The organism is uncultured Enterovirga sp., from assembly GCF_964242715.1.
Classification (GTDB): domain Bacteria; phylum Pseudomonadota; class Alphaproteobacteria; order Rhizobiales; family Beijerinckiaceae; genus Enterovirga.
The window spans coordinates 1-18,221 of the sequence record NZ_CAXTAZ010000071.1 but is presented as its reverse complement, the minus strand read 5'-3'; the positions used below and the strand labels follow the sequence as shown (position 1 = coordinate 18,221).

Below are 18,221 nucleotides of genomic sequence, written 5' to 3'. Positions count from 1 at the left end.
TTGCCGCACAGCGGAATCAGGACACGCTCGACGCAAAGTTCCAGAGTAAACGCTTTGTAATCTCTGCGCGTAGGCCGGAGAGTATCACGCTTGCCGGATGGTGAGGTTTGCGGTTGCGATGGCGCCGCGGAGCCAGGTTTCGAAGGCTCCAAGGTTCGAGCCCCTTCGGCTGCTCTTCGACCTGACGAGGTAATAGGACGTCGCCTCAACGTGAAAATGTCCTTCGCCGAACGGCGCCACGAGCCGCCCGTCGCGAAGCTCCTCCGCAGCGAGGATCTCGCTCTCCAGCACGATCCCTAGGCCGCTGACCGCAGCCTCGATCGCCATGGTGGACCGGTCCAGCCAGAGCTCGTGGCCGGGCGTCAGTCCCGGCTCGCCCATGCGCCGCAGATACTCCGCCCAGGTCAGGGCGTTGACGGAGTGGATCAGCGTAGCGCGCGCCAGGTCGTTCGGCACGCGCAGCCCGATCGCGGCCGCGAGTGCGGGACTGCAGAGTGGCCGCAGGCGTTCGACGAGAAGCGGCTCGACATGATGGTCGGTCTCGGGCGGCCGCCCATACACGACCGCGAGGTCGAACCGCTCGGTCTCGATGTCGCCGCGGCCGGAGAGAGTCGAGAGCCTGATCTTCACGTCCGGATGCAGGCCGACGAATTGCGCGAGCCGCGGCTGCAGCCATTTCGCCGCGAAGCTCGGGCCGGACGCAATGACCAGATGCCCGCGCTGCGATTGTGGCGCGACGAGCGTCGTCGCGCCCGAGATGATGCCGAAGGCCTGCGCGATCTCCCGGGCGTATGTCTGCCCCGCCTGGGTCAGGATCGCGCGTCCGGCATGCCGCTGGAAGAGCGGCACGCCGAGAAACTCCTCGAGCTGGTGGACATGGTGGCTGATCGCGGACGGCGTGACCCCGAGCTCCTCGGCCCCGAGGCGAAAATTGCCGTGCCGTGCGGCCACCTCGAAGGCGAGTAGGGCCTTGAGCGGCGGAAGCCCCGATCCCACGCGGCGCTCCGATGAGTCCCGTTGAGGAGGTGGTGAGTTTTTCGCGTTGGCGTTCATCCGCTCCCCTCCTTAGCGATCAGTGGCCGCCAGCGTGAGGCAAGTCGGACGCCACGCCAAGGAGCGCTCACCATGCAGGGATCGATCGGGATGCACCGCGTCGTCGCGGCTCTCGCCGCCTTCGGGCTGCTGGCGCTCGCGCCGCTCGCTCCCAGCTTCGCCCAGCCGGCCTCGTCCAGCGCCATGCTGGCCAACGTCAAGGCGAAGGGCTCCGTCCGTTGCGGCGTCAATCCGGGTCTCGCCGGCTTCTCCTTTCCGAACCGGGATGGCTCGTGGCAGGGCCTCGACGTCGATATCTGCCGCGCCGTCGCGGCCGCCGTTTTCGGCGATGCCCGCAAGGTCCAGTATGTGCCGCTGAGCGCGAAGGACCGGTTCACGGCCCTGCAGACCGGCGAGATCGACCTCCTGGCCCGCAACGCCACCTGGACGCTCGCTCGCAACGCCCAGCTCGGCATCACCTTCGTCGGAACCAATTTCTACGATGGCCAGGCCTTCATGGTGAAGGCGAACTCCGGCACAAAATCGGTGAACGACCTGAAGGGCGCATCGGTTTGCGTGATCCAGGGAACGTCGACCGAGAAGACGCTCGCGGATTATTTCAGCAGCCGCAAAATGGCTTATGAGCCGGTCTCCTTCGCGGATGCCGACGCTGTCGCCCAGGCCTATCTCGGCGGTCGCTGCGACGCGCTGACGAGCGATCAGTCGCAGCTGACGGCCGTCCGCTCGCTCACGCCCGACCCGAAGGCGCATGTGATCCTGCCCGAGATCATCACAAAGGAGCCGCTCTCTCCGGCCGTCCGGAACGGTGACGACGGCTGGGCCAACGTCGTGCGCTGGAGCTTTTACGCCATGGTGGAGGCTGAGGAGCTCGGGCTCAGCTCCAAGACCGTGGTCGGCATGGCCGGGACGAGCACGGACCCGGCGGTCCAGCGCTTCGTCGGCAAGATCGACAGCCTCGGCCCAATGCTCGGCCTCGACAAGGAGTGGGCTGTCCGGATCGTGGAGCAGGTCGGGAATTACGCCGAGAGCTACGACCGCAACATCGCGCCGATCGGCCTCGCGCGCGGGGTGAACCGCCTCTGGCGTGACGGCGGCTACCTCGTCACGCCGCCGGTGCGCTGAGCCGTCGCCGCTTCGACCTCTCGCCAGGACAGATCCGATGAGCACCGACCTGCAGAACGCCGCCCAGGAATTCCTGGTGCGCTACGGCGGGGACACGTTCCCGAACCTCTTCACCTCGGCGAAGGGCACGATCGTCAAGGATTCGAACGGCCGGGAATATCTCGATTTCACCTCGGGCCAGATGTGCGCAACGATCGGCCACAACCATCCGGCGATCGTCGAGGCCGTGAATAGGGCTGGCGAGAAGGCCTTCCACTTTTTCAGCGGCATGATCCCGGAGGTCGTGGCCGAACTCGCCCAGACGCTCGCCCGCGACTGGCTCCCCGGCGATCTTCGAAAGACGATCTTCATCAATACGGGCTCGGAGGCGACCGAAGTCGCGCTCCGGATGGCCAAGATGTACACCGACGGCTACGAGATCCTGGCGCTCGGCGGCTCCTGGCATGGCATCACGGGCGGTGCCAGCTCCGTCTCGATGGCGAGCGACCGCAAGGGCTACGGCGTGCCGGCCCCCGGCGTCTTCGTGATCCCCGAGCCGAATTCCTACCGGCCTTACATGAAGGGGATGTCGGAGGAAGATTCGGCGCTGGCGGGACTCGAGATGGCGCTCAAGCTGTTCGACATGCAGTCGACCGGCCGGGGCGCCGCCATCATCGTCGAGCCGGTCATCAGCGCAGGCGGCGTGCTCGTGCCGCCGCGTTCCTTCATGCAGGCCCTGCGTCAGGCGGCGGACGACCGCGGCATGCTGCTGATCTTCGACGAGGCCCAGACCGCTTTCGGCCGGATCGGGACGAGAACCGGGTCCGAGTATTTCGGGGTAGTCCCGGACATCATGACGATGTCGAAGACGCTGGGCGGCGGCCTGCCGCTCGCCGCAGTCGCGACGACGGCGAAGATCGAGGAGGACATCCACGCTAAGCACTTCGCCTTCTACACGAGCCACGTCTCCGACCCGCTCACCGCCGAGGTTGGGCTGGCGGTCCTGCGCGTGATCGCAGAGGAGAGGCTGGTCGCGCGGGCGAACGAGATGGGCGCCTATCTGCGCGGGCGGTTCGAGGAGCTGCAGCAGCGTTACGAGGTGATCGGGGACGTGCGCGGCCTCGGCCTCCTCATGGGCGTGGAACTCGTGGAGGACCGCGCCTCGCGCAAGCCCGCCCACGCGCTCGGTGCGCTGACGACGCAGAAATGCTTCGAGCTGGGCCTGAGCATGAATATCAGGCGTCGCCCGGAGCGGGGCTCCGTATGGCGCATCGCGCCCCCGCTCACGGTCTCGCATGATGAGATCGACCGCGCGACCGACATCCTGGACCGGGCTCTCCGGGAGAGCCTCGACGAGCTGTCGATGCGAAAAGCGGCTTGATTCAGCAGACCGGGTCGAGTGTCTGCTCCTGAATTCGTGCACGGATGATCGGCACACCCGAGTTGCGCTCGCCTCACTGACCATGCCGCGGCAGCTGCCGTGTCGAGGAGGCGAGCGTCCGGAGCCGGGCAGACATCCTGAGTCCGCTGTTGGCGCGAAACAGAACGGCTGATCTGGGGCGAGCGGATCACCCAAATGCCTGCGACGTGACCCAGTCATACTTTATGTCAGACGGCCCGTCCGGCACGTGAGGTGGTGTCCTGGCAACTGCGCTCACCCAGTCCTGGCGAGAATGAGCTGGATCGTTTCGGCAGGCTGATCCCACATTGGGAAATGACCGCACTGGTCGAACCAGTGAAGTTCCGCGGCCGGAAACGCCGCTTTGGCGCGTGCGGCCTGGCCGGTCAGGCAGAGCCGGTCCTGCCGGCCCCAACCAACCGTGATCCGGTTCTCGGGAGCGGCGGCCGGCCCTTCCTGCTCGGGTCCGTGAGCGAGGTCGCTGACGAGCGCGTCGAAGGTTGGCGTCGCGGCAAAGCTCTTCAACTCGGTCGCGACGAGGTCCGGATCGAGCGCCCAAGGTCGCGCCGAGAGCTGCGCCAGAAGCGCCGTCCGCGAGGCCGCGTTGCGGCTGAGAGCCGGTAAGGCGGGACGGAGCGCGCGCAGGAGGCGGACGGAGGCGCCCATTGTGACCTTGAAATAGCCGCGCTCCCAGCCGCGCCAGAAGCCACCCGGATCGAGCGCGACGACATTTCCGCCGCTACCACGCCGGGCAAGCTCGAGCACGATGCGGGCGCCCATGGAGCTTCCGACGAGATCGACGCCGGCAAGGCCGCTCTCGGTGATGAAGCGCTGCGTGCTGCCGACAAGGCCAGCGAAGGTCCCGCTATCAGGTTCAGGCGGACTTGCACCATGTCCGGGCAGGTCGATCGCGATCACCTCGCGCTCCGCGCTGAGGGCGTGGACAATCGGGCCCCACGAGCGTTGGCTTCCGCCGAGGCCGTGGATCAGGAGGAGCTTGCGGCCGCTGCCGCTCCTAATGGCGTGGATCATTAAGCGCCCTCACCGAGGTCCAATTGGTCCCAACGAGCAGCGGCTCGCCCAGGTCCGTGAGTCCGCTCAGGGATTGTCCAGGGCATCGAGAGAGCCCGCTTTCTGTATGCCCTCACGCCTGGGATGAGACCTTCTGAACGTCATGGAAGGATCGAAAGCGGCTGCGAAAGAGGCGTGTTGCTCGCGTCCGCGTTCGGGCAGGCACTTGGAGCCCGCTTCTGGCGCGACTGCGACACTCAGCTCGCACCCGGTCAGCTTCGGCTTCGCGCCCACAGCGGACATCCAGCTAGGTCGGTAGCTCCTTCGAAGCGGACGTCCGCGAGGCGGGCAGCTTCGCGCTTCCAAGCAGCCGGGACGGCGGTGTTCTAGCACGAGCGTTTCCGCGAAAGCTGATTAGGCAGCCCACGAAAGCCGGGCCATAAGGTCGCGTCATGCAGGCCGACCTTCTCGATCGCCTCCTCGTCACGCTCGCCGTGCGGCTCCGATCGTTTTCCGTATGCCGCATTCAGCGGGGCTGGCGATTGGGTTTCAGCCCTTTCGAGGCGATCACCCTCCATTACGTTCTGCAGGGAACCGGGAGCCTGCGGGTCGGAGACGGCCCGTGGCAATCCTTCTCGCCTCACACGATCATCGTCGTGCCAGCACGCTTGTCACACACGCTCGGCGAGGCCGAGAACTGCGTCGGCGAGGCCCGCGCCGAGGACCACTGCGTCCTGCACGGCGACGGCCTAATCTCCTTCACGGCGGGAGACGGAAGCCCGGATGCCCTCTTCGTCTGCGGGCAGATTTCCAACAGCTACACCGGCGCGATGGGATTGTTCGAGTTGTTCCAGACGCCGATCCTCCAGCTCTTCCCGTCGAACAGCGTGCTGCAGCAATCCTTCGCCCTCATGCTCGCGGAGGTGGCGCACCCGAGCCTTGGCACGCAGGCCATGACGGAGGCGCTGATGAAGCAGTGTCTCATCATCCTCCTTCGCCAGCACCTCGCCTCGACCGACGAGGCGTCCCCGGTGCTGGCAGCGCTTCAGAGCCCGAAACTCGCCCGCGCCGTCCTCGCCATCCTCGAGCAGCCCGGCGAGGCCTACAGCGTCGACAGCTTGGCGGCTCTGGCCGGGATGGGGCGATCCAGCTTCACCGAAAACTTCTCTAAGGTGTTCGGCGTCGGACCGATGGAGTTCGTGCAGCGTGTGCGTTTGCGGGTCGCCGCCCGGATGCTCACCGGCACCGATTTGCCGATCAAGGTCGTCGCAGCCAGCGTCGGCTATGCGAGCCGGAGCTCGTTCAGCAAGGTCTTCGAAGCCGAGTTCGGCGTCGCTCCCGGCCAGTACCGACTCGTCGGCAGTCAGGACGAGGGCGAGCCCGAGCGGATCGAGGATGGCGCGCGCGCGGTCCTTGATCCGACGCCGAGTCCGACCACGCAGGTCTGACGGGGCGACGTCTCCAGCCGTCCGAACAATGTCTCCACTCGTCCGAACAGGCCGGTTCGGGGAACGTCCTCAACAATTGCGGCTTTGTGGGGCGAACCGGGCGTCAGCCCGACATCCCGAGGAGCCACATGATCACCGACCGCCGTTTCATTCTCGCGGGTGCAGCGTTCATCGCCGCCGCTTCGCCTGGTTTCGCCCAGTCACCCCCGGCCCGCGCCATGCCGAACATGAGCCCGGCCGACGTGAAGATGGCCAACCAGTTCTACTCCGCGGTCATTCCGCGCGCAGAGATGTCCCTTTCGACCTCACGCGTCGGGGTGGAGCTCGCGACGAACCGGAACGCGCATGAGTTCGCGGGATTCGAACTCGCCGAGGCCATCACGGTCAACATGGTGCTCAAGGATATCCTGACGAGCGTGCCCCCGATGGACAAGTCCGCCGAGATGGCCCTCGTCGAGAAGATGAAGGGCACCGCGAAAGGCGCAGCTTTCGACCGCGCCTACATCGCCTTCCAGCTCGAAAACCACGAATATCTGCGCGACCTCGCCGACGCTTACCTGGCCAACTCGGCCGGTGCGACCGACCCTGCCGAGAAGCAGGGTCGGCACCTTGGTGCCCTGATGCTCGGGGTGTTCAAGGAACACGTCGCGATCTGCAAGCGCATCTCGGCCGAGCTGAAGGCCTGAACGCGGTCGCTCGACCTCCCCCGGCGCACCGTTCCCGCGGAACGGTGCCGAACCACCCTCACGCGAGATCCATCGACATGAACCGCCTCACCCAATCCCTGCTAGCCGCCAGCTTCCTGTCTGGAGCAGCGCTGATGTCGTCACCTACCGCCTGGGCCCAGGCCCCAGCGCCGCAGACCGTTCCGCTCGCGGTCGCCGAAGGTCCCGACAGCGGGACCATGAAGCGAGCCGACAAGGACATGCTCCGCATCCTGCAGGCGATGCAGCAGCTCGGCGTGAAGCCGATCGAGTCCCGCACCGTCGAGGAGGCACGAACGCAGCCGACGGCTGGCGACGCCGTGACGGCCATCCTGAAAGCCGACGGCAAGGACCCGGTTGCCCTCATGGCGCGATGAAGGTCTCCAAGAAGGACATGACCTACCCGATCTCCGGGGGCACGCAGCCGCTTCGTATCTACATGCCCGAGGGTTCCGGGTCGGGCCCCCTGCCGGTCGTCGTCTACTATCACGGCGGCGGATGGGTGATCGCGGACCTCGACACCTACGAAGCGTCCGCCATGGCCCTAGCCCGGAAGGCGAACGCGATCGTGGTCAGCGTCGAGTACCGCCATGCACCGGAGAACAAATTTCCGGCCGCGCACGAGGACGCCTTTGCAGCCTACAAGTGGGTTCTGGCCAATGCCGGGCAGTTCGGGGGCGATCCGGCCAAGCTCGCCGTGGCCGGTGAGAGCGCCGGCGGTAATCTCGCGGCCAACGTCGCCATCATGGCGCGCGACGGCAACGTGCAGGCGCCTCTCCACATGCTCCTGGTTTACCCCGTGGCCGGCACGGACCTGACGACGCCGTCCTATATCGCCAACCAGAACGCGATGCCGCTCTCTAAGGCGGCGATCGGCTGGTTCGTGGACAAGACGCTCGCGAAGCCTGAGGACGCAAAGAGCCCGATGCTCAACTTGGCTACGATGGCCGATCTCAAGGGCCTGCCCCCTGCGACCGTCATCAACGCGGAGATCGATCCCCTCTTCTCCGACGGGGAGATGCTGGTCGAGAAGCTAAAGGCGGCAAGTGTGAAGACGACGCACCTCACCTACAAAGGCATGACGCACGAGTTCTTCGGGCTTGATGCCGTCGTGGCCGACGCCAAGACCGCCCAGGACGCCGCCGCGCGCAACCTCAGGGCCGCGTTCGAGCCGCCGGCTCGCTAGTCCGCGACCGGCCCGAAACGGAACCGCACGGCGTTGCGCGTTGCCGTCCGGTTCACCGGCCCGCGGAGGCGACGCGCCGGACATCCGGCGGCGTTGGCTCGATGCGGATCCAGATCGAACAAGGATGCAAGTCATGGCCTATCTGCACTACGCGTCCGAGATCGAGCGTCCCGACCCGGACGAGCAGCAGACGATCGACGGCATCATCCAGGGAATGACCAAGCAGTCACAGACGGTCGAGCAGCGCGAGCATCACGCGGTCCGGGCGAGCCACGCTAAAAGCTCGGCCTGCGTCGTTGGCCAGCTGACCGTTCCGCCGGGCCTTCCGCCCGAGCTGGCGCAAGGTCTGTTCGCGAAGCCCGACACGTACGAGGTCGCCGTCCGTTTCGCGCAAGGGCCGGGCGAGACGCTCGGCGACCGCGTCTCGACCCATCGCGGCATGTTGATCAAGGTCTTCGGCGTGACCGGCGAGAAGCTGCCCGGACATGACTTGGATACGCAGGATTTCGTCCTCGCGACCGGCACCACCTTCCCGTCGGGCACGGCGGCAGGGTTCCTGCGCGACGGCACGGTCATCGGCAAGTCGGCCAGCCTGCCGGAGGGTGTGAAGAGCGCCGTCTCCTCGACGATGCGCAATTTCAACCGCCTTCTTCACGCCTTCGGGACAGAGAGTTCGTTCGCTGGTTTCTTCGGTCATCCGTTTAGCCATCCCTTGTCCGACAGCTACTGCGGAGTAGCTTCGCGATAGATGAGCACGCCGTTTCTTCGGCCAGCATCTGAAGAAGTTCCTGGAATTGCAGACGCTAGCTCCAGAAGCCCCGCGTGCAGCCGTTCGCGATAACTTTGCCGTCAGCTTCCCGGCTACTTCAAGGGCCTGGTTGCCCGCCTCCCGCTCTCCAGCCATCGCTCAAATGGCGAGCCCGGTTCAGCCAGAACCAACCTCGACGTGGGTCATTGTACACGCGACGGCCCCTCTGCCCCGCGCTCAGCTGCCGATCGAGCGCGTAGTTGCGCTTGACCATAGCGCCTTGAGCCTGGCTAGGTCCGATCCGAAATGCCGGACCCCTGGATCGTTCTCGCCGTTTACCTTGCGGCTGGTGTTTGCTGGGCGGTGATAGGATTTCCGATCGCCCGGCTGCTACTTCCGGCGGCATCCTTGGCCGGACCGCTCGCACCCGCAATCGGCTGGTCGGTGCAAACGAGCCTTGCGCTTCCTGCGTCTCTCCTTTTCGGCCTCTCGAGCACGACGCTCGTGGCCTCCTTCCTCGTGCCGCTGGTGGCCGGCTGGGCGACTTCACGCTTAACCACTCCACCGCCTCAAGCTCTGGGCTTGGGTGTCCCCTGGCCGGCTCTCGGAGCCGCGTTCTTCCTGTCCCTCGTGCCCCTCGCCGGTGTGCTACCGAAAATCACGCCGGAGGGCGTCGACCTGTCAGCGCCCGTGTTTGATCATGCCAAGATTGCGTTGATCGACGAGATCGCCCGCTTCGGCCTTCCGCCGAACAACCCTTTCTTTGGCGGAGCAGGAGAGCCGTCGCGGCTTGCCTACTACTACCTCTGGCACTTCAGCGCGGCCGAAATTGCGTGGGTTTTTGGCATCGGCGGGTGGACGGCCGATGCTGCGCTGACCGGCTTCACAGCCTTTTCGTCTCTGTCGCTGATGATGGGAATTGCAGCATTTCTCGCACGTCGCTCGACAGCGGCGATCCTCGTGCTCCCGATAGCCGCCTCGGGCTCGGCCAAATCGCTGCTCGTTGCAGCCTTCGGAGTGGCGGCCGTTGACCGGGTGCTGTCTGCGTATCCGGGTCTCGCCGGTTGGCTCCTGCAAGCGACGTGGGTGCCTCAGCACCTCGCCGCGGCGACCTCGGCTGTTATCGCGACGTTGCTCATCCCGCAGCTGAAGGGGCCGACGGGCTGGCTGGCCGCGGTTCTTCTAGCCTTGGTCACCTTTGTCGGTTTCGGCTGTTCGACCTGGGTCGGGGGAATCGTGTTCGGATTCGCTGCTCCGCTCGTCGGACTCCTCGTGCTCGTCGCGTCGACACCCGGAGAGCGGCCGACCGTGCTCGCGCGTGCGCTCCTCGCATTCGTGCTGAGCCTAGCCCTGTCGCTGCCCTTGATTCACGATCAGATCGTGGCGACGGCCCATCGTGGAGGCGAGTTCCCGGTCGCCCTTCATGCTTACGAGGTGCTCGGGCCGCTCGTTCCCGATTGGGGGCGGAGATTGCTCGACCTTCCGTCCTTCTGGCTTATCCTTCTGCCGCTGACCTTCCCGGCGATCTCGATCCCCGCGGTCGCCGGCTTCAGGCTGGCTATCAATGAACGGGATGGGCCGGAGCCGCAGAGGCGTTTGATGCTGGTCGCCTTGATCGTCCTCGCGCTCGCGGGTTTGGCGACCTCTGGCTTCCTTGTCAGCACGATCGGCAACAACGATCTCGGCTGGCGCGCGGTGCTCCCGGCCGTCCTCGTCGGAAGTGCGGCAGCCGCCTCTGCCGTCGTCTGCCTCCTCCGGAGGTCATCGTGGCTCGCTGCCATCGCCACCGCCGCGGCCACCCTGCTCGGGTTGCCAGACGCGGCTAGGACAGCGGTCGCGAACATGGCCGGACAGCACACGACCGCCGCTCAGGATTTCGCGAACATGCCCGCGCTCTGGGAGGCGGTTCGGCAGATTGCGCACCCTGAGGACCGGGTCGCCAACAACCCCCTTCTTCTCCAACAGGTGCTGCCCTGGCCCGTGAACGCGGGCTGGGCCCTCCTAGCGCGACAGCGGTCGTGCTTCGCGGGGTGGGAGGTGGCCCGCGCCTACGCGCCGCTCTCGCGCCAACGGGTGACGGAGATCGACGCGCACTTCATCCGCGTCTTCGCCGGGACCGCTTCCCTGTCCGAAACGCGTGCCCTCGCGACGAGCTTCGGCTGCACGCTGATGATCGTCACTCCGACAGATGGCGCTTGGGAACGGGATGGCTTCGCTCAGGCTGGAGGTTTTCAAGTCGTTCAGGAAACCGAACGCTGGCGAATTTACAGAGCAGAACATTCCAAGCTAGTGGATCGAAGGTGACGGAAGAGTCGCGGGAGGAATCCGTCCTGCGGCGTGGCGTACGTCTCGGCGATGCGCCCAGGGATCATCGTTGACGTGACCGCTGCGCACCGCGGCCGGCTTGAGGCGTTCAGGGGCAAAACAACGGCCCGATTGCGGCCGCGGTTACAAACTGTATTGCTTGCCCTGCAGACCCAATATGCAAGTGTCTGTTCGAGATCAAAGGTGTTCAGTGGAATGGCTTGACGATGCCGATCCGGATCTCGGTCTCGGACGGGATCTCGGCTCCGGCCGAAGCATCGTGGGCCGAGAGGTCGAGAAGCTGCTCGGGCGTGAGATCAAGGAGCACGACATGCTCGCCCAACAGCCCGAGCGCTTCGATCGGCACGGCGACTGTCGTCTCACCGATCCTCAACCATCCGCCGACACGGACCAGGAGGTTCGTCGCACCGTCGCTCGATCGCGAGGTGCCGGCGACGCGACCCAGAACTCGCTGTCGCGGTGTCCGATCGAGGAGCCTGCGATCGACGAGCGCTCCGACCCGCACCGGTTGAGGAAAGCGCCGCGCAGCGCGCTCGGCAAGCTCGGCTCGCGATGGGATAGGTTGCTGACCGTTCGCAGTCATCGGAGCAAAGGCCCACATCACGGCCAGAAAAGCGACTTGATGCAGCCGCATCATCTTGCTCCTCGTACGGTTTGGGTCGAGGGCGGTCGTATCGCGAAACACGATTCTCGGTTCGGCTCCGCTCTCACGAATACGACTGGGCCGCAATCCGGTCACGGACGGGATGAGTCGAGGGACGACGGACGGCTTGAAAAATCCGGGAAGGCGATACGATGATCGGAAGTGGGTCGATCAGCGGCCGCGTTGCGCTGCGCAGACGGCTGCATCCCTGGCCCGTGCGGATCATGCATTGGGTCAATGCCGCGGCCATGGTCATCATGATCGGATCGGGCTGGGGGATCTACAACGATTCCGTCATCTTCCATGGGCTCGAGTTCCCGAAAGGAATCGTCCTCGGCTCCTGGGCGGCGCAAAGCCTTTTGTGGCACTTCGCCGGAATGTGGCTGCTCGTCGTGAACGGCGCCGCCTACTTGATCTACGGTTTCGCGACGGGCCGGTTCCGCGAGCGTCTGCTGCCGATCCGTGTCGCCGACGTGCTCCAGACCGTTCGCGACACGCTGCGGCTCAAGATCGCCCATAACGACATCACGATCTACAACGGCGTCCAGAAGATCCTCTACATCGTCGTGATCCTGGCCGGCGTGGCGCAAGTCGTCACCGGCTTGTCGATGTGGAAACCCGTGCAGTTCTCGGGGCTCGTGTCTCTCCTCGGCGGCTTCCAGTCGGCGAGGTTGCTTCACTTCACGGGCATGTCCATCATCGTCGGGTTCCTGGTCGTGCATGTCCTGCTCGCTGTTCTGGTACCGAGCACGCTGTGGGCGATGGTGACGGGAGGGCCCAAGCTCGATCCGTCTCGCGAGGCAGGCCGATGAGATCTCCGTTCCGCCCCGCCACGCCGCCGGATCCCCGGATCCTCGACGATCATCGCGCACTCATCGGCTCGATCGAGCGCCGCAACCTGCTGCGCGGAGGGCTCTCCCTCGGCGCGCTCACCATGCTGACCGGATGCGACGTCAACGAGGCGTCCTCGGTCCAGCGCGCGCTCCTGTCCATCTCGCGGTTCAACGACCGGGTCCAGGCAGCGCTGTTCGATCCCGACAAGCTCGCGCCGGAATATCCGAAATCGATGGTCCTGAAGCCGCCGCGCTTCAACGCCTACTACGAGATCGAGAAGGTGAAGCCGGTCGACGGCGAGAGCTGGAGGCTCGAACTTGCCGGCTTCATCTCCGACAGGCGCTCGTGGACCCGCCAACAGATGGCCGAACTGCCCCAGCGCGAGATGGTGATCCGTCACATCTGCGTCGAAGGCTGGGACTATATCGGCGAATGGTCGGGCGTACCGCTGCGCACCTTCCTCGAGCGCGTGGGTGCCGACCTGACAGCGCGGTACGTGGCCTTCCGCACGGCAGACGACTACCCGAGCAGCATCGACATGGCGACGGCGCTTCACCCGCAGACCCTGCTGTCGACGGCCTATGCGGGCGCGGTCCTGCCTGACCCGTTCGGTTACCCGCTGCGGCTCCGGACCTCGACCAAGCTCGGTTTCAAGAACCCCAAATGGATCACGGCGATCGAGGTGACCAACACCTACCGGGGCGGTTACTGGGAAGACCGCGGCTTCAACTGGCACAGTGGGCTATGAGGCAAGCCGCACGCGAGACCTGTGCGATCGGCGTCATGGCGAAAGCGCCACGCCCGGGTCGTTCCAAGACGCGGCTCTGCCCCCCGCTGCGCCCCGAGGATGCGGCGTCTCTGAGCGGCGCCTTCCTGCGCGACACGACCCGCACCATCGCCAGGGCCGGACGCGAGGCGCCGATCTCGCCCTACGCGGCCTACGCCCCGGCCGGAGACGAAGATCTCGTGGCCGCCCACATGGCTCCGGGAACCTCTCTTCTCCTGGCCGACGGCTCCTCGCCGGCTCCCGCTGACGTGGTCGGGTTCGGGCGATGCCTCCTGCAGGCGATCGAGAGCATGCTGGCCCGCGGCCACCCGGCCGCCTGTGTCCTCAGTTCGGACGTCCCTACGCTTCCGGCGCGCCTCCTGGTCGAGGCCGCAAGGCATCTGCTTGCGCCCGGCGATCGGGCCGTGCTCGGGGCCTGCCCGGATGGCGGTTATTATATCCTGGGACTCAAGGCGGCCCATTCACGGATGTTTTCGGACATCGCCTGGAGCACCGAACGCGTGGCAGAGCAGACGCGCGAGCGCGCCCGTGAGATCGGGCTCGATCTCGTGGAACTCGATCCCTGGTACGACGTAGACGACGCGGTCTCGCTATCCCTGCTGCTGAGCGAGAGTACCGACGATCGGTGCCCGGCCACGCGCGCCGTCATCGACCGGCTGAAGCTTCATGAAACCGTCGCCCTGAGGCAATCCGCGTGAACGGACCTGTCGTCCGGCTCACGATGCTAGGGGCCGTCCTCGCGGCGACGATGATTTCGGCGCTCCTCTATTACGGGTCCACCGCCGCGGACGCGCCGACGCAGGGCCGGGCATTGACCTTCATCGGCCTCCTGACGTCGGGCGTCGTCGCGTATTTGCTGGCCGTCCAGTTCCTCTTGCGAACGCCGCTTCCGGCTTCGACCCTGTGGCTGGTGCTCGGCCTCGCAGCCCTGCTGCGGCTGGCGTTCCTGCCGGCGCCGCCCCTCCTGTCAACCGACATCTACCGCTACGTCTGGGACGGCAAGGTGCAGGCGGCCGGGATCAATCCCTATCGATTTATCCCGGCCGACCCGGCGCTCGCCCATCTGCGCGACGCGGACATCTATCCGAAGATCAACCGGGCCGATTACGCCCGCACGATCTATCCGCCCGCGGCCCAGATCGTGTTCGCGGCCGTCGCCCAGGTGAGCGCGTCGGTGATCGGCATGAAGGTTGCCATGCTCGCCTTCGAGGCGATGGCGATCGTCTGCATCCTGCAGATCCTGTCCATCGCCGGCCTCCCGCGGGAGAGGATCCTGATCTATGCCTGGAACCCGCTGCCGCTGTGGTCCTTCGCGGGCGACGGCCATGTCGACGCGATCGCGGTCGGCGGCATGGCTCTGGCGCTGCTCGCCCGCGCCCGTCATCGCGATGGCTGGGCGGGCGGGCTGCTTGCGGTCGCGACCCTGGCGAAATTTCTTCCCGTGGTCGTGGCGCCGGCCTTCCTGCGGGGCGGAACCTTCTGGCGGCCTACGCTCGTGGGTTCCGCCGTGATCGTCGGGCTCTACCTCGTTTACAGCTCCGCGGGCGAGCACGTGCTGGGCTTCCTGGGCGCCTACGGCAACGAAGAGGGCTACGACACAGGATCGGGCTACTGGCTGCTCGCCGGCGTCTCACGTCTCGTTGCCCTGCCGCCTTATTCAGGGCCAGTTTACGGACTGTGCGGCGCCTTGGCCTATGCGGCGCTCGCGATCCGGGTGGCGCGCGGCTGGCCAGGCGACGCCGCACCGGACAGCGTAGCCCTTTGTCGCGACGCTGCGATCCTGGCGGGGTTCGCGACCTTGATCGTCACGCCCCACTACTACTGGTATTACGCCTGGCTCGCGCTACCCTGCGTCGTGGCGCCCATCCAGGCCGTCATCTGGCTCTCGTCCGCGCCACTCCTGCTCGTCATCGATCCGCTCAACGAGCGGTTTCTCTGGCCTGCTCTCGTGTTCATGCCCGCTCTCGTGATCGCGGGCCGCTCGATGTGGCGAAACCGATCGGCCCTTCACCGCGTATCTATCACGTAGTCCCGAGGAGACCCGAATGTCAGCATCGATCGCCCTCAGGGACCCTCGCCGATATTTCGAGGACGTCGACGCCCGCCGGTCCTCCGAAGCCGACACGCCGCCGGTCTGCCTCTACCTGGAGGTCACGAACCGCTGCAATCTTCTCTGCGAGACCTGCCCGCGCACGTTCGAGATGCTCGAACCGCCAGCGGACATGAGCTGGGATCTGTTCACGCGGATCGTCGACCAGGTTCCCAACGTCGCCCGTGTGGTACTGCACGGGGTCGGGGAGCCGATGCTGGTCAAGGACCTGCCCCGCATGGTCCGATACCTGAAGGACCGTGGCACCTACGTGTTGTTCAACACGAACGGCACGCTGTTGCAGACCAAGCGGTTCGGAGAGCTGATCGCCACCGGCCTGGACGAACTGCGGGTCTCGCTGGACGCCGCCGACCGCGCATCCTACCTGCGCGTGCGGGGCAAAGATTTCTTCGACCGCATCGTTCGCGACGTCGGCAGGTTCATCGCCTACCAGAAATCGACCGGCGCGACGACGCCGCGCGTGTCGCTGTGGCTGACGGGCCTGAAGGAGACGGTGGACCAGCTCCCGGCCTTTGTGCGCCTCGCCGCCCAGATGGGCGTGACCGAGGTCCACCTTCAGCGGCTGGTCTTCGACGAGGGCGGCTACGGGATGGCGCGCGCCGACCTCTCGCTGTTCGAGAGCACCCAGTCCGACGAACTCGCCGCGATCGAGGCCGCGCAGGCGCTCGGTGCCCAACTCGGCGTCACGCTCGACGCCTCGGGCGCGACCGAGCCGGGCATCAGCCTAAGGCGGCAGCAGGACGATCAGCCCTGGGCCACCTGCCGGCGTCCCTGGTCGCTGATGTATTTCACCGCGCACGGGCGCGCGTTGCCCTGCTGCATCGCCCCTTTCTCGGTCCGCGGCTATTCCAACTACACGCTTGGCGATGCTACGCAGCACAGCCTGCGCGACATCTGGAACAGCCCGGCCTATCGCGATTTCCGCTCCTCGCTCCTGTCGGATGCTCCTCCTGCGCCTTGCCAGAATTGCGGGCTTCGCTGGAGCCTCTGACTGATGGAGCCCGTGAGCATCGTGATCCCGACGCTGAACGAGGTGGACGCGATCGGACCGGTCATCCGCGAGATCCCGGCCCCCTTCGCGGGCGACGTGATCGTGGCCGATAGCGGCTCGACCGATGGAACGCGGGACGCCGCCAAGGCGGCCGGCGCCCGCGTGATCGAGGCCGGCCGCGGCTATGGGCGCGCTTGTGCCATGGGGGCCGAGGCGGCCGATCCGGCCAGCACCGTCATCGTGTTTATGGACGGCGACGGAGCAGACCGTGGAGATCTCGTTGGTCTCATCGCCGGCCCCGTCCTCGACGGCAGCCACGATTTCGTCCTCGCGTCCCGCACGCGCGGCGAATGCGAACCCGGCTCGATGCTGTGGCACCAGCTTCTCGCAGGTCGTCTCGCGGGTCTCGGCATCGGCGCCCGCTACGGCACCCGCTACACCGACATGTGCGCCTTCCGGGCGATCGATCGGGCGGCCCTGTCCCGGCTCGGCCTGCGCGAGATGACCTACGGGTGGAACATCGAGATGCAGATGCAGGCGGCCCGAGCCCGCCTGCGGATCATGGAGATTCCGCTTCCCTATCGCCGGCGGATGGCCGGGACGTCCAAGGTCGCGGGCTCGCTCGGCGGCACGGCCCGCGCGGCCAGCAAGATCGTCTCAACTTACTGCCGTGTCGCGACGAGCCCGGCGCCTCGCGCATGAGCGAGTCGTTCGCGATCGCGGCCTTCCTGGCCCGTTGGGGTCACACGGTTGGTCACGACCTCTCCGGATCGGATTCGGAGACCCTACCTCTCAATGCGCTCCTGGCGATGGGCGAGGAGGACGACCTCGCCCGGTGGCAGAACCTCGCATTCGGCTATGTCGATCCGCGCGGTGCACCGTGGTTACGGACCGCGATTGCCGGTCGTCACGAGCAGGTCAGTTCGGACGACGTTCTCTGCTGCGCGGGAGCCCAGGAAGCCGTTGCCTGCGTGGCCGGCGCCCTGCTGCAGCCAAGCGACCACGCAGTCGTGGTCCTGCCAATCTACCAGCCGTCGGAACAGGCCGTGACGGGGCTCTGCGCTGCGACCGGCGTGCCGCTGTCCTATTCCGACTGGCAACTCGATGTGGATCGCGTGGCAGCGTCCATTCGACCCAACACCAAGCTCATTTTGATCAATTTTCCGAACAGCCCGACCGGTGTCGGGCTGGACCAGCAGACGCTGCTGGCGCTCGTTGATGTGTGCCGGCGGTACGGACTCTGGCTCGTCAACGATGAGGTCTATGCGCAGTCCGAATGCGACCTCGCGCGCGCCAGCGTCGCGCCGGTCGTGGATTCCTACGAGCGGGGCATTTCCATCAACGGGCTCTCGAAAGGCTTCGGCCTGCCGGGACTACGGGTCGGGTGGGCGGTCTGCCGCGAGCAGGCCGTCTTGGCCCGCGCGCTTCATGCCAAGAGCATCCTGTCGAGCTGCGTCTCCTCAGCGAGCGAGATCCTCGCCCATGTCGCGCTCCGGTCCGAGCCGACCATAACTGCGCGTACGAGAGAGATAGGACGGCAGAACCGCCGGCACCTGCATTCCGTGCTCGCCGCCTTTCCGGACCTGTTCGGTCGCGATGATGCGCAGACCCTGGCCTTTGGCTTCCCGCGCTATCTCGGTCCAGATGGAGCGGACCACTTCGCAGCGCGCCTTGTCAGGGATGCTGGCCTGATGGTGCTGCCTTCGACCTTGTGGCGATCTCCGCTCGGCTCTGTCCCCGGCAACCACGTCCGGATCGGGCTTGGCCACAGGAGAAACGCAGAGGGGCTGGACGCATTCCAACAGTTCGTAGCTGTCCGACGGGCAGCCTAGCAGGCTGTTGAAGAACCCGCTCGCGCCGGCTGCTCGGCCGTGATTCACT

At 66.2% G+C, this 18,221-nt stretch carries 18 protein-coding genes; 15 read left to right on the top strand and 3 right to left on the bottom strand.

Features of this window, described 5'->3' with window-relative positions; all coding sequences use genetic code 11:
• Window positions 1-84 precede the first annotated feature (84 nt).
• Window positions 85-996 (bottom strand): LysR substrate-binding domain-containing protein, encoded by a 912-nt coding sequence (locus ACFE87_RS22980; protein WP_375461984.1) that lies wholly within the window; start codon window positions 994-996, stop codon window positions 85-87.
• Between the two features lie 147 nt (window positions 997-1,143).
• Between ACFE87_RS22980 and ACFE87_RS22975 the strand changes: the two genes are divergently transcribed.
• Window positions 1,144-2,175, top strand: coding sequence for an amino acid ABC transporter substrate-binding protein (locus ACFE87_RS22975; RefSeq protein WP_375461985.1), 1,032 nt, complete (start codon window positions 1,144-1,146; stop codon window positions 2,173-2,175).
• A 37-nt stretch (window positions 2,176-2,212) separates the two neighbouring features.
• Window positions 2,213-3,535, top strand: a complete 1,323-nt coding sequence (locus ACFE87_RS22970; protein WP_375461983.1) for an aspartate aminotransferase family protein — start codon at window positions 2,213-2,215, stop codon at window positions 3,533-3,535.
• Window positions 3,536-3,808: 273 nt separating this feature from the next.
• Here ACFE87_RS22970 and ACFE87_RS22965 read toward each other — a convergent pair whose 3' ends face one another.
• Complete coding sequence (locus ACFE87_RS22965) at window positions 3,809-4,585, bottom strand: alpha/beta fold hydrolase (RefSeq protein ID WP_375461982.1); 777 nt, start codon at window positions 4,583-4,585, stop codon at window positions 3,809-3,811.
• A gap of 431 nt (window positions 4,586-5,016) precedes the next feature.
• Between ACFE87_RS22965 and ACFE87_RS22960 the strand changes: the two genes are divergently transcribed.
• From ACFE87_RS22960 to ACFE87_RS22935, 6 genes are all read left to right on the top strand, one after another.
• On the top strand, window positions 5,017-6,012 hold the full coding sequence (locus ACFE87_RS22960) for a helix-turn-helix domain-containing protein (RefSeq protein WP_375461981.1): 996 nt from the start codon (window positions 5,017-5,019) through the stop codon (window positions 6,010-6,012).
• 128 nt (window positions 6,013-6,140) lie between these two features.
• Window positions 6,141-6,698 (top strand): hypothetical protein, encoded by a 558-nt coding sequence (locus ACFE87_RS22955; RefSeq protein ID WP_375461980.1) that lies wholly within the window; start codon window positions 6,141-6,143, stop codon window positions 6,696-6,698.
• Between the two features lie 134 nt (window positions 6,699-6,832).
• Window positions 6,833-7,093, top strand: a complete 261-nt coding sequence (locus ACFE87_RS22950; RefSeq protein WP_375461979.1) for a hypothetical protein — start codon at window positions 6,833-6,835, stop codon at window positions 7,091-7,093.
• Window positions 7,094-7,110: 17 nt separating this feature from the next.
• Entirely contained in the window at window positions 7,111-7,902 is a 792-nt protein-coding gene (locus tag ACFE87_RS22945) for an alpha/beta hydrolase (protein WP_375461978.1), read from the top strand.
• Between the two features lie 133 nt (window positions 7,903-8,035).
• On the top strand, window positions 8,036-8,650 hold the full coding sequence (locus ACFE87_RS22940; protein WP_375461977.1) for a hypothetical protein: 615 nt from the start codon (window positions 8,036-8,038) through the stop codon (window positions 8,648-8,650).
• 504 nt (window positions 8,651-9,154) lie between these two features.
• The gene (locus ACFE87_RS22935) at window positions 9,155-10,954 is read left to right on the top strand and encodes a hypothetical protein (protein ID WP_375461976.1); all 1,800 of its coding nucleotides are present in this window, start codon (window positions 9,155-9,157) and stop codon (window positions 10,952-10,954) included.
• A gap of 208 nt (window positions 10,955-11,162) precedes the next feature.
• On the opposite strand, the gene ACFE87_RS22930 is transcribed toward ACFE87_RS22935, so the two are convergent.
• Window positions 11,163-11,321 (bottom strand): hypothetical protein, encoded by a 159-nt coding sequence (locus ACFE87_RS22930; RefSeq protein ID WP_375461975.1) that lies wholly within the window; start codon window positions 11,319-11,321, stop codon window positions 11,163-11,165.
• Between the two features lie 449 nt (window positions 11,322-11,770).
• Between ACFE87_RS22930 and ACFE87_RS22925 the strand changes: the two genes are divergently transcribed.
• The 7 genes from ACFE87_RS22925 (at window position 11,771) to ACFE87_RS22895 (ending at window position 18,172) form a co-directional block, all read left to right on the top strand.
• Window positions 11,771-12,430 carry a cytochrome b/b6 domain-containing protein gene (locus ACFE87_RS22925; RefSeq protein WP_375461974.1) on the top strand — a complete coding sequence of 220 codons (660 nt, stop codon included), beginning with the start codon at window positions 11,771-11,773 and terminating at the stop codon, window positions 12,428-12,430.
• Window positions 12,427-13,200, top strand: coding sequence for a molybdopterin-dependent oxidoreductase (locus ACFE87_RS22920; RefSeq protein ID WP_375461973.1), 774 nt, complete (start codon window positions 12,427-12,429; stop codon window positions 13,198-13,200). The genes ACFE87_RS22925 and ACFE87_RS22920 overlap by 4 nt, the downstream gene beginning before the upstream one ends.
• A gap of 35 nt (window positions 13,201-13,235) precedes the next feature.
• Window positions 13,236-13,937 (top strand): DUF2064 domain-containing protein, encoded by a 702-nt coding sequence (locus ACFE87_RS22915; RefSeq protein ID WP_375461972.1) that lies wholly within the window; start codon window positions 13,236-13,238, stop codon window positions 13,935-13,937.
• Window positions 13,934-15,268, top strand: a complete 1,335-nt coding sequence (locus ACFE87_RS22910) for a glycosyltransferase 87 family protein (RefSeq protein ID WP_375461971.1) — start codon at window positions 13,934-13,936, stop codon at window positions 15,266-15,268. Before ACFE87_RS22915 ends, ACFE87_RS22910 begins: the two co-directional genes overlap by 4 nt.
• Before the next feature lie 16 nt (window positions 15,269-15,284).
• Window positions 15,285-16,340 carry a radical SAM/SPASM domain-containing protein gene (locus ACFE87_RS22905; protein WP_375461970.1) on the top strand — a complete coding sequence of 352 codons (1,056 nt, stop codon included), beginning with the start codon at window positions 15,285-15,287 and terminating at the stop codon, window positions 16,338-16,340.
• Window positions 16,341-16,343: 3 nt separating this feature from the next.
• Window positions 16,344-17,042, top strand: a complete 699-nt coding sequence (locus ACFE87_RS22900) for a glycosyltransferase family 2 protein (protein WP_375461969.1) — start codon at window positions 16,344-16,346, stop codon at window positions 17,040-17,042.
• A 107-nt stretch (window positions 17,043-17,149) separates the two neighbouring features.
• On the top strand, window positions 17,150-18,172 hold the full coding sequence (locus ACFE87_RS22895; RefSeq protein ID WP_375461968.1) for a pyridoxal phosphate-dependent aminotransferase: 1,023 nt from the start codon (window positions 17,150-17,152) through the stop codon (window positions 18,170-18,172).
• Window positions 18,173-18,221: the final 49 nt, after the last annotated feature.

Coding starts and splice junctions, on each gene's coding strand:
- ACFE87_RS22970 (WP_375461983.1), top strand. CDS start 2,213: ATGAGCACCGACCTGCAGAACGCCGCCCAGGAATTCCTGGTGCGCTAC.
- ACFE87_RS22920 (WP_375461973.1), top strand. CDS start 12,427: ATGAGATCTCCGTTCCGCCCCGCCACGCCGCCGGATCCCCGGATCCTC.
- ACFE87_RS22950 (WP_375461979.1), top strand. CDS start 6,833: ATGTCGTCACCTACCGCCTGGGCCCAGGCCCCAGCGCCGCAGACCGTT.
- ACFE87_RS22975 (WP_375461985.1), top strand. CDS start 1,144: ATGCACCGCGTCGTCGCGGCTCTCGCCGCCTTCGGGCTGCTGGCGCTC.
- ACFE87_RS22900 (WP_375461969.1), top strand. CDS start 16,344: ATGGAGCCCGTGAGCATCGTGATCCCGACGCTGAACGAGGTGGACGCG.
- ACFE87_RS22895 (WP_375461968.1), top strand. CDS start 17,150: ATGGGCGAGGAGGACGACCTCGCCCGGTGGCAGAACCTCGCATTCGGC.
- ACFE87_RS22965 (WP_375461982.1), bottom strand. CDS start 4,585: ATGATCCACGCCATTAGGAGCGGCAGCGGCCGCAAGCTCCTCCTGATC.
- ACFE87_RS22960 (WP_375461981.1), top strand. CDS start 5,017: ATGCAGGCCGACCTTCTCGATCGCCTCCTCGTCACGCTCGCCGTGCGG.
- ACFE87_RS22925 (WP_375461974.1), top strand. CDS start 11,771: ATGATCGGAAGTGGGTCGATCAGCGGCCGCGTTGCGCTGCGCAGACGG.
- ACFE87_RS22940 (WP_375461977.1), top strand. CDS start 8,036: ATGGCCTATCTGCACTACGCGTCCGAGATCGAGCGTCCCGACCCGGAC.
- ACFE87_RS22955 (WP_375461980.1), top strand. CDS start 6,141: ATGATCACCGACCGCCGTTTCATTCTCGCGGGTGCAGCGTTCATCGCC.
- ACFE87_RS22945 (WP_375461978.1), top strand. CDS start 7,111: ATGACCTACCCGATCTCCGGGGGCACGCAGCCGCTTCGTATCTACATG.
- ACFE87_RS22905 (WP_375461970.1), top strand. CDS start 15,285: ATGTCAGCATCGATCGCCCTCAGGGACCCTCGCCGATATTTCGAGGAC.
- ACFE87_RS22915 (WP_375461972.1), top strand. CDS start 13,236: ATGGCGAAAGCGCCACGCCCGGGTCGTTCCAAGACGCGGCTCTGCCCC.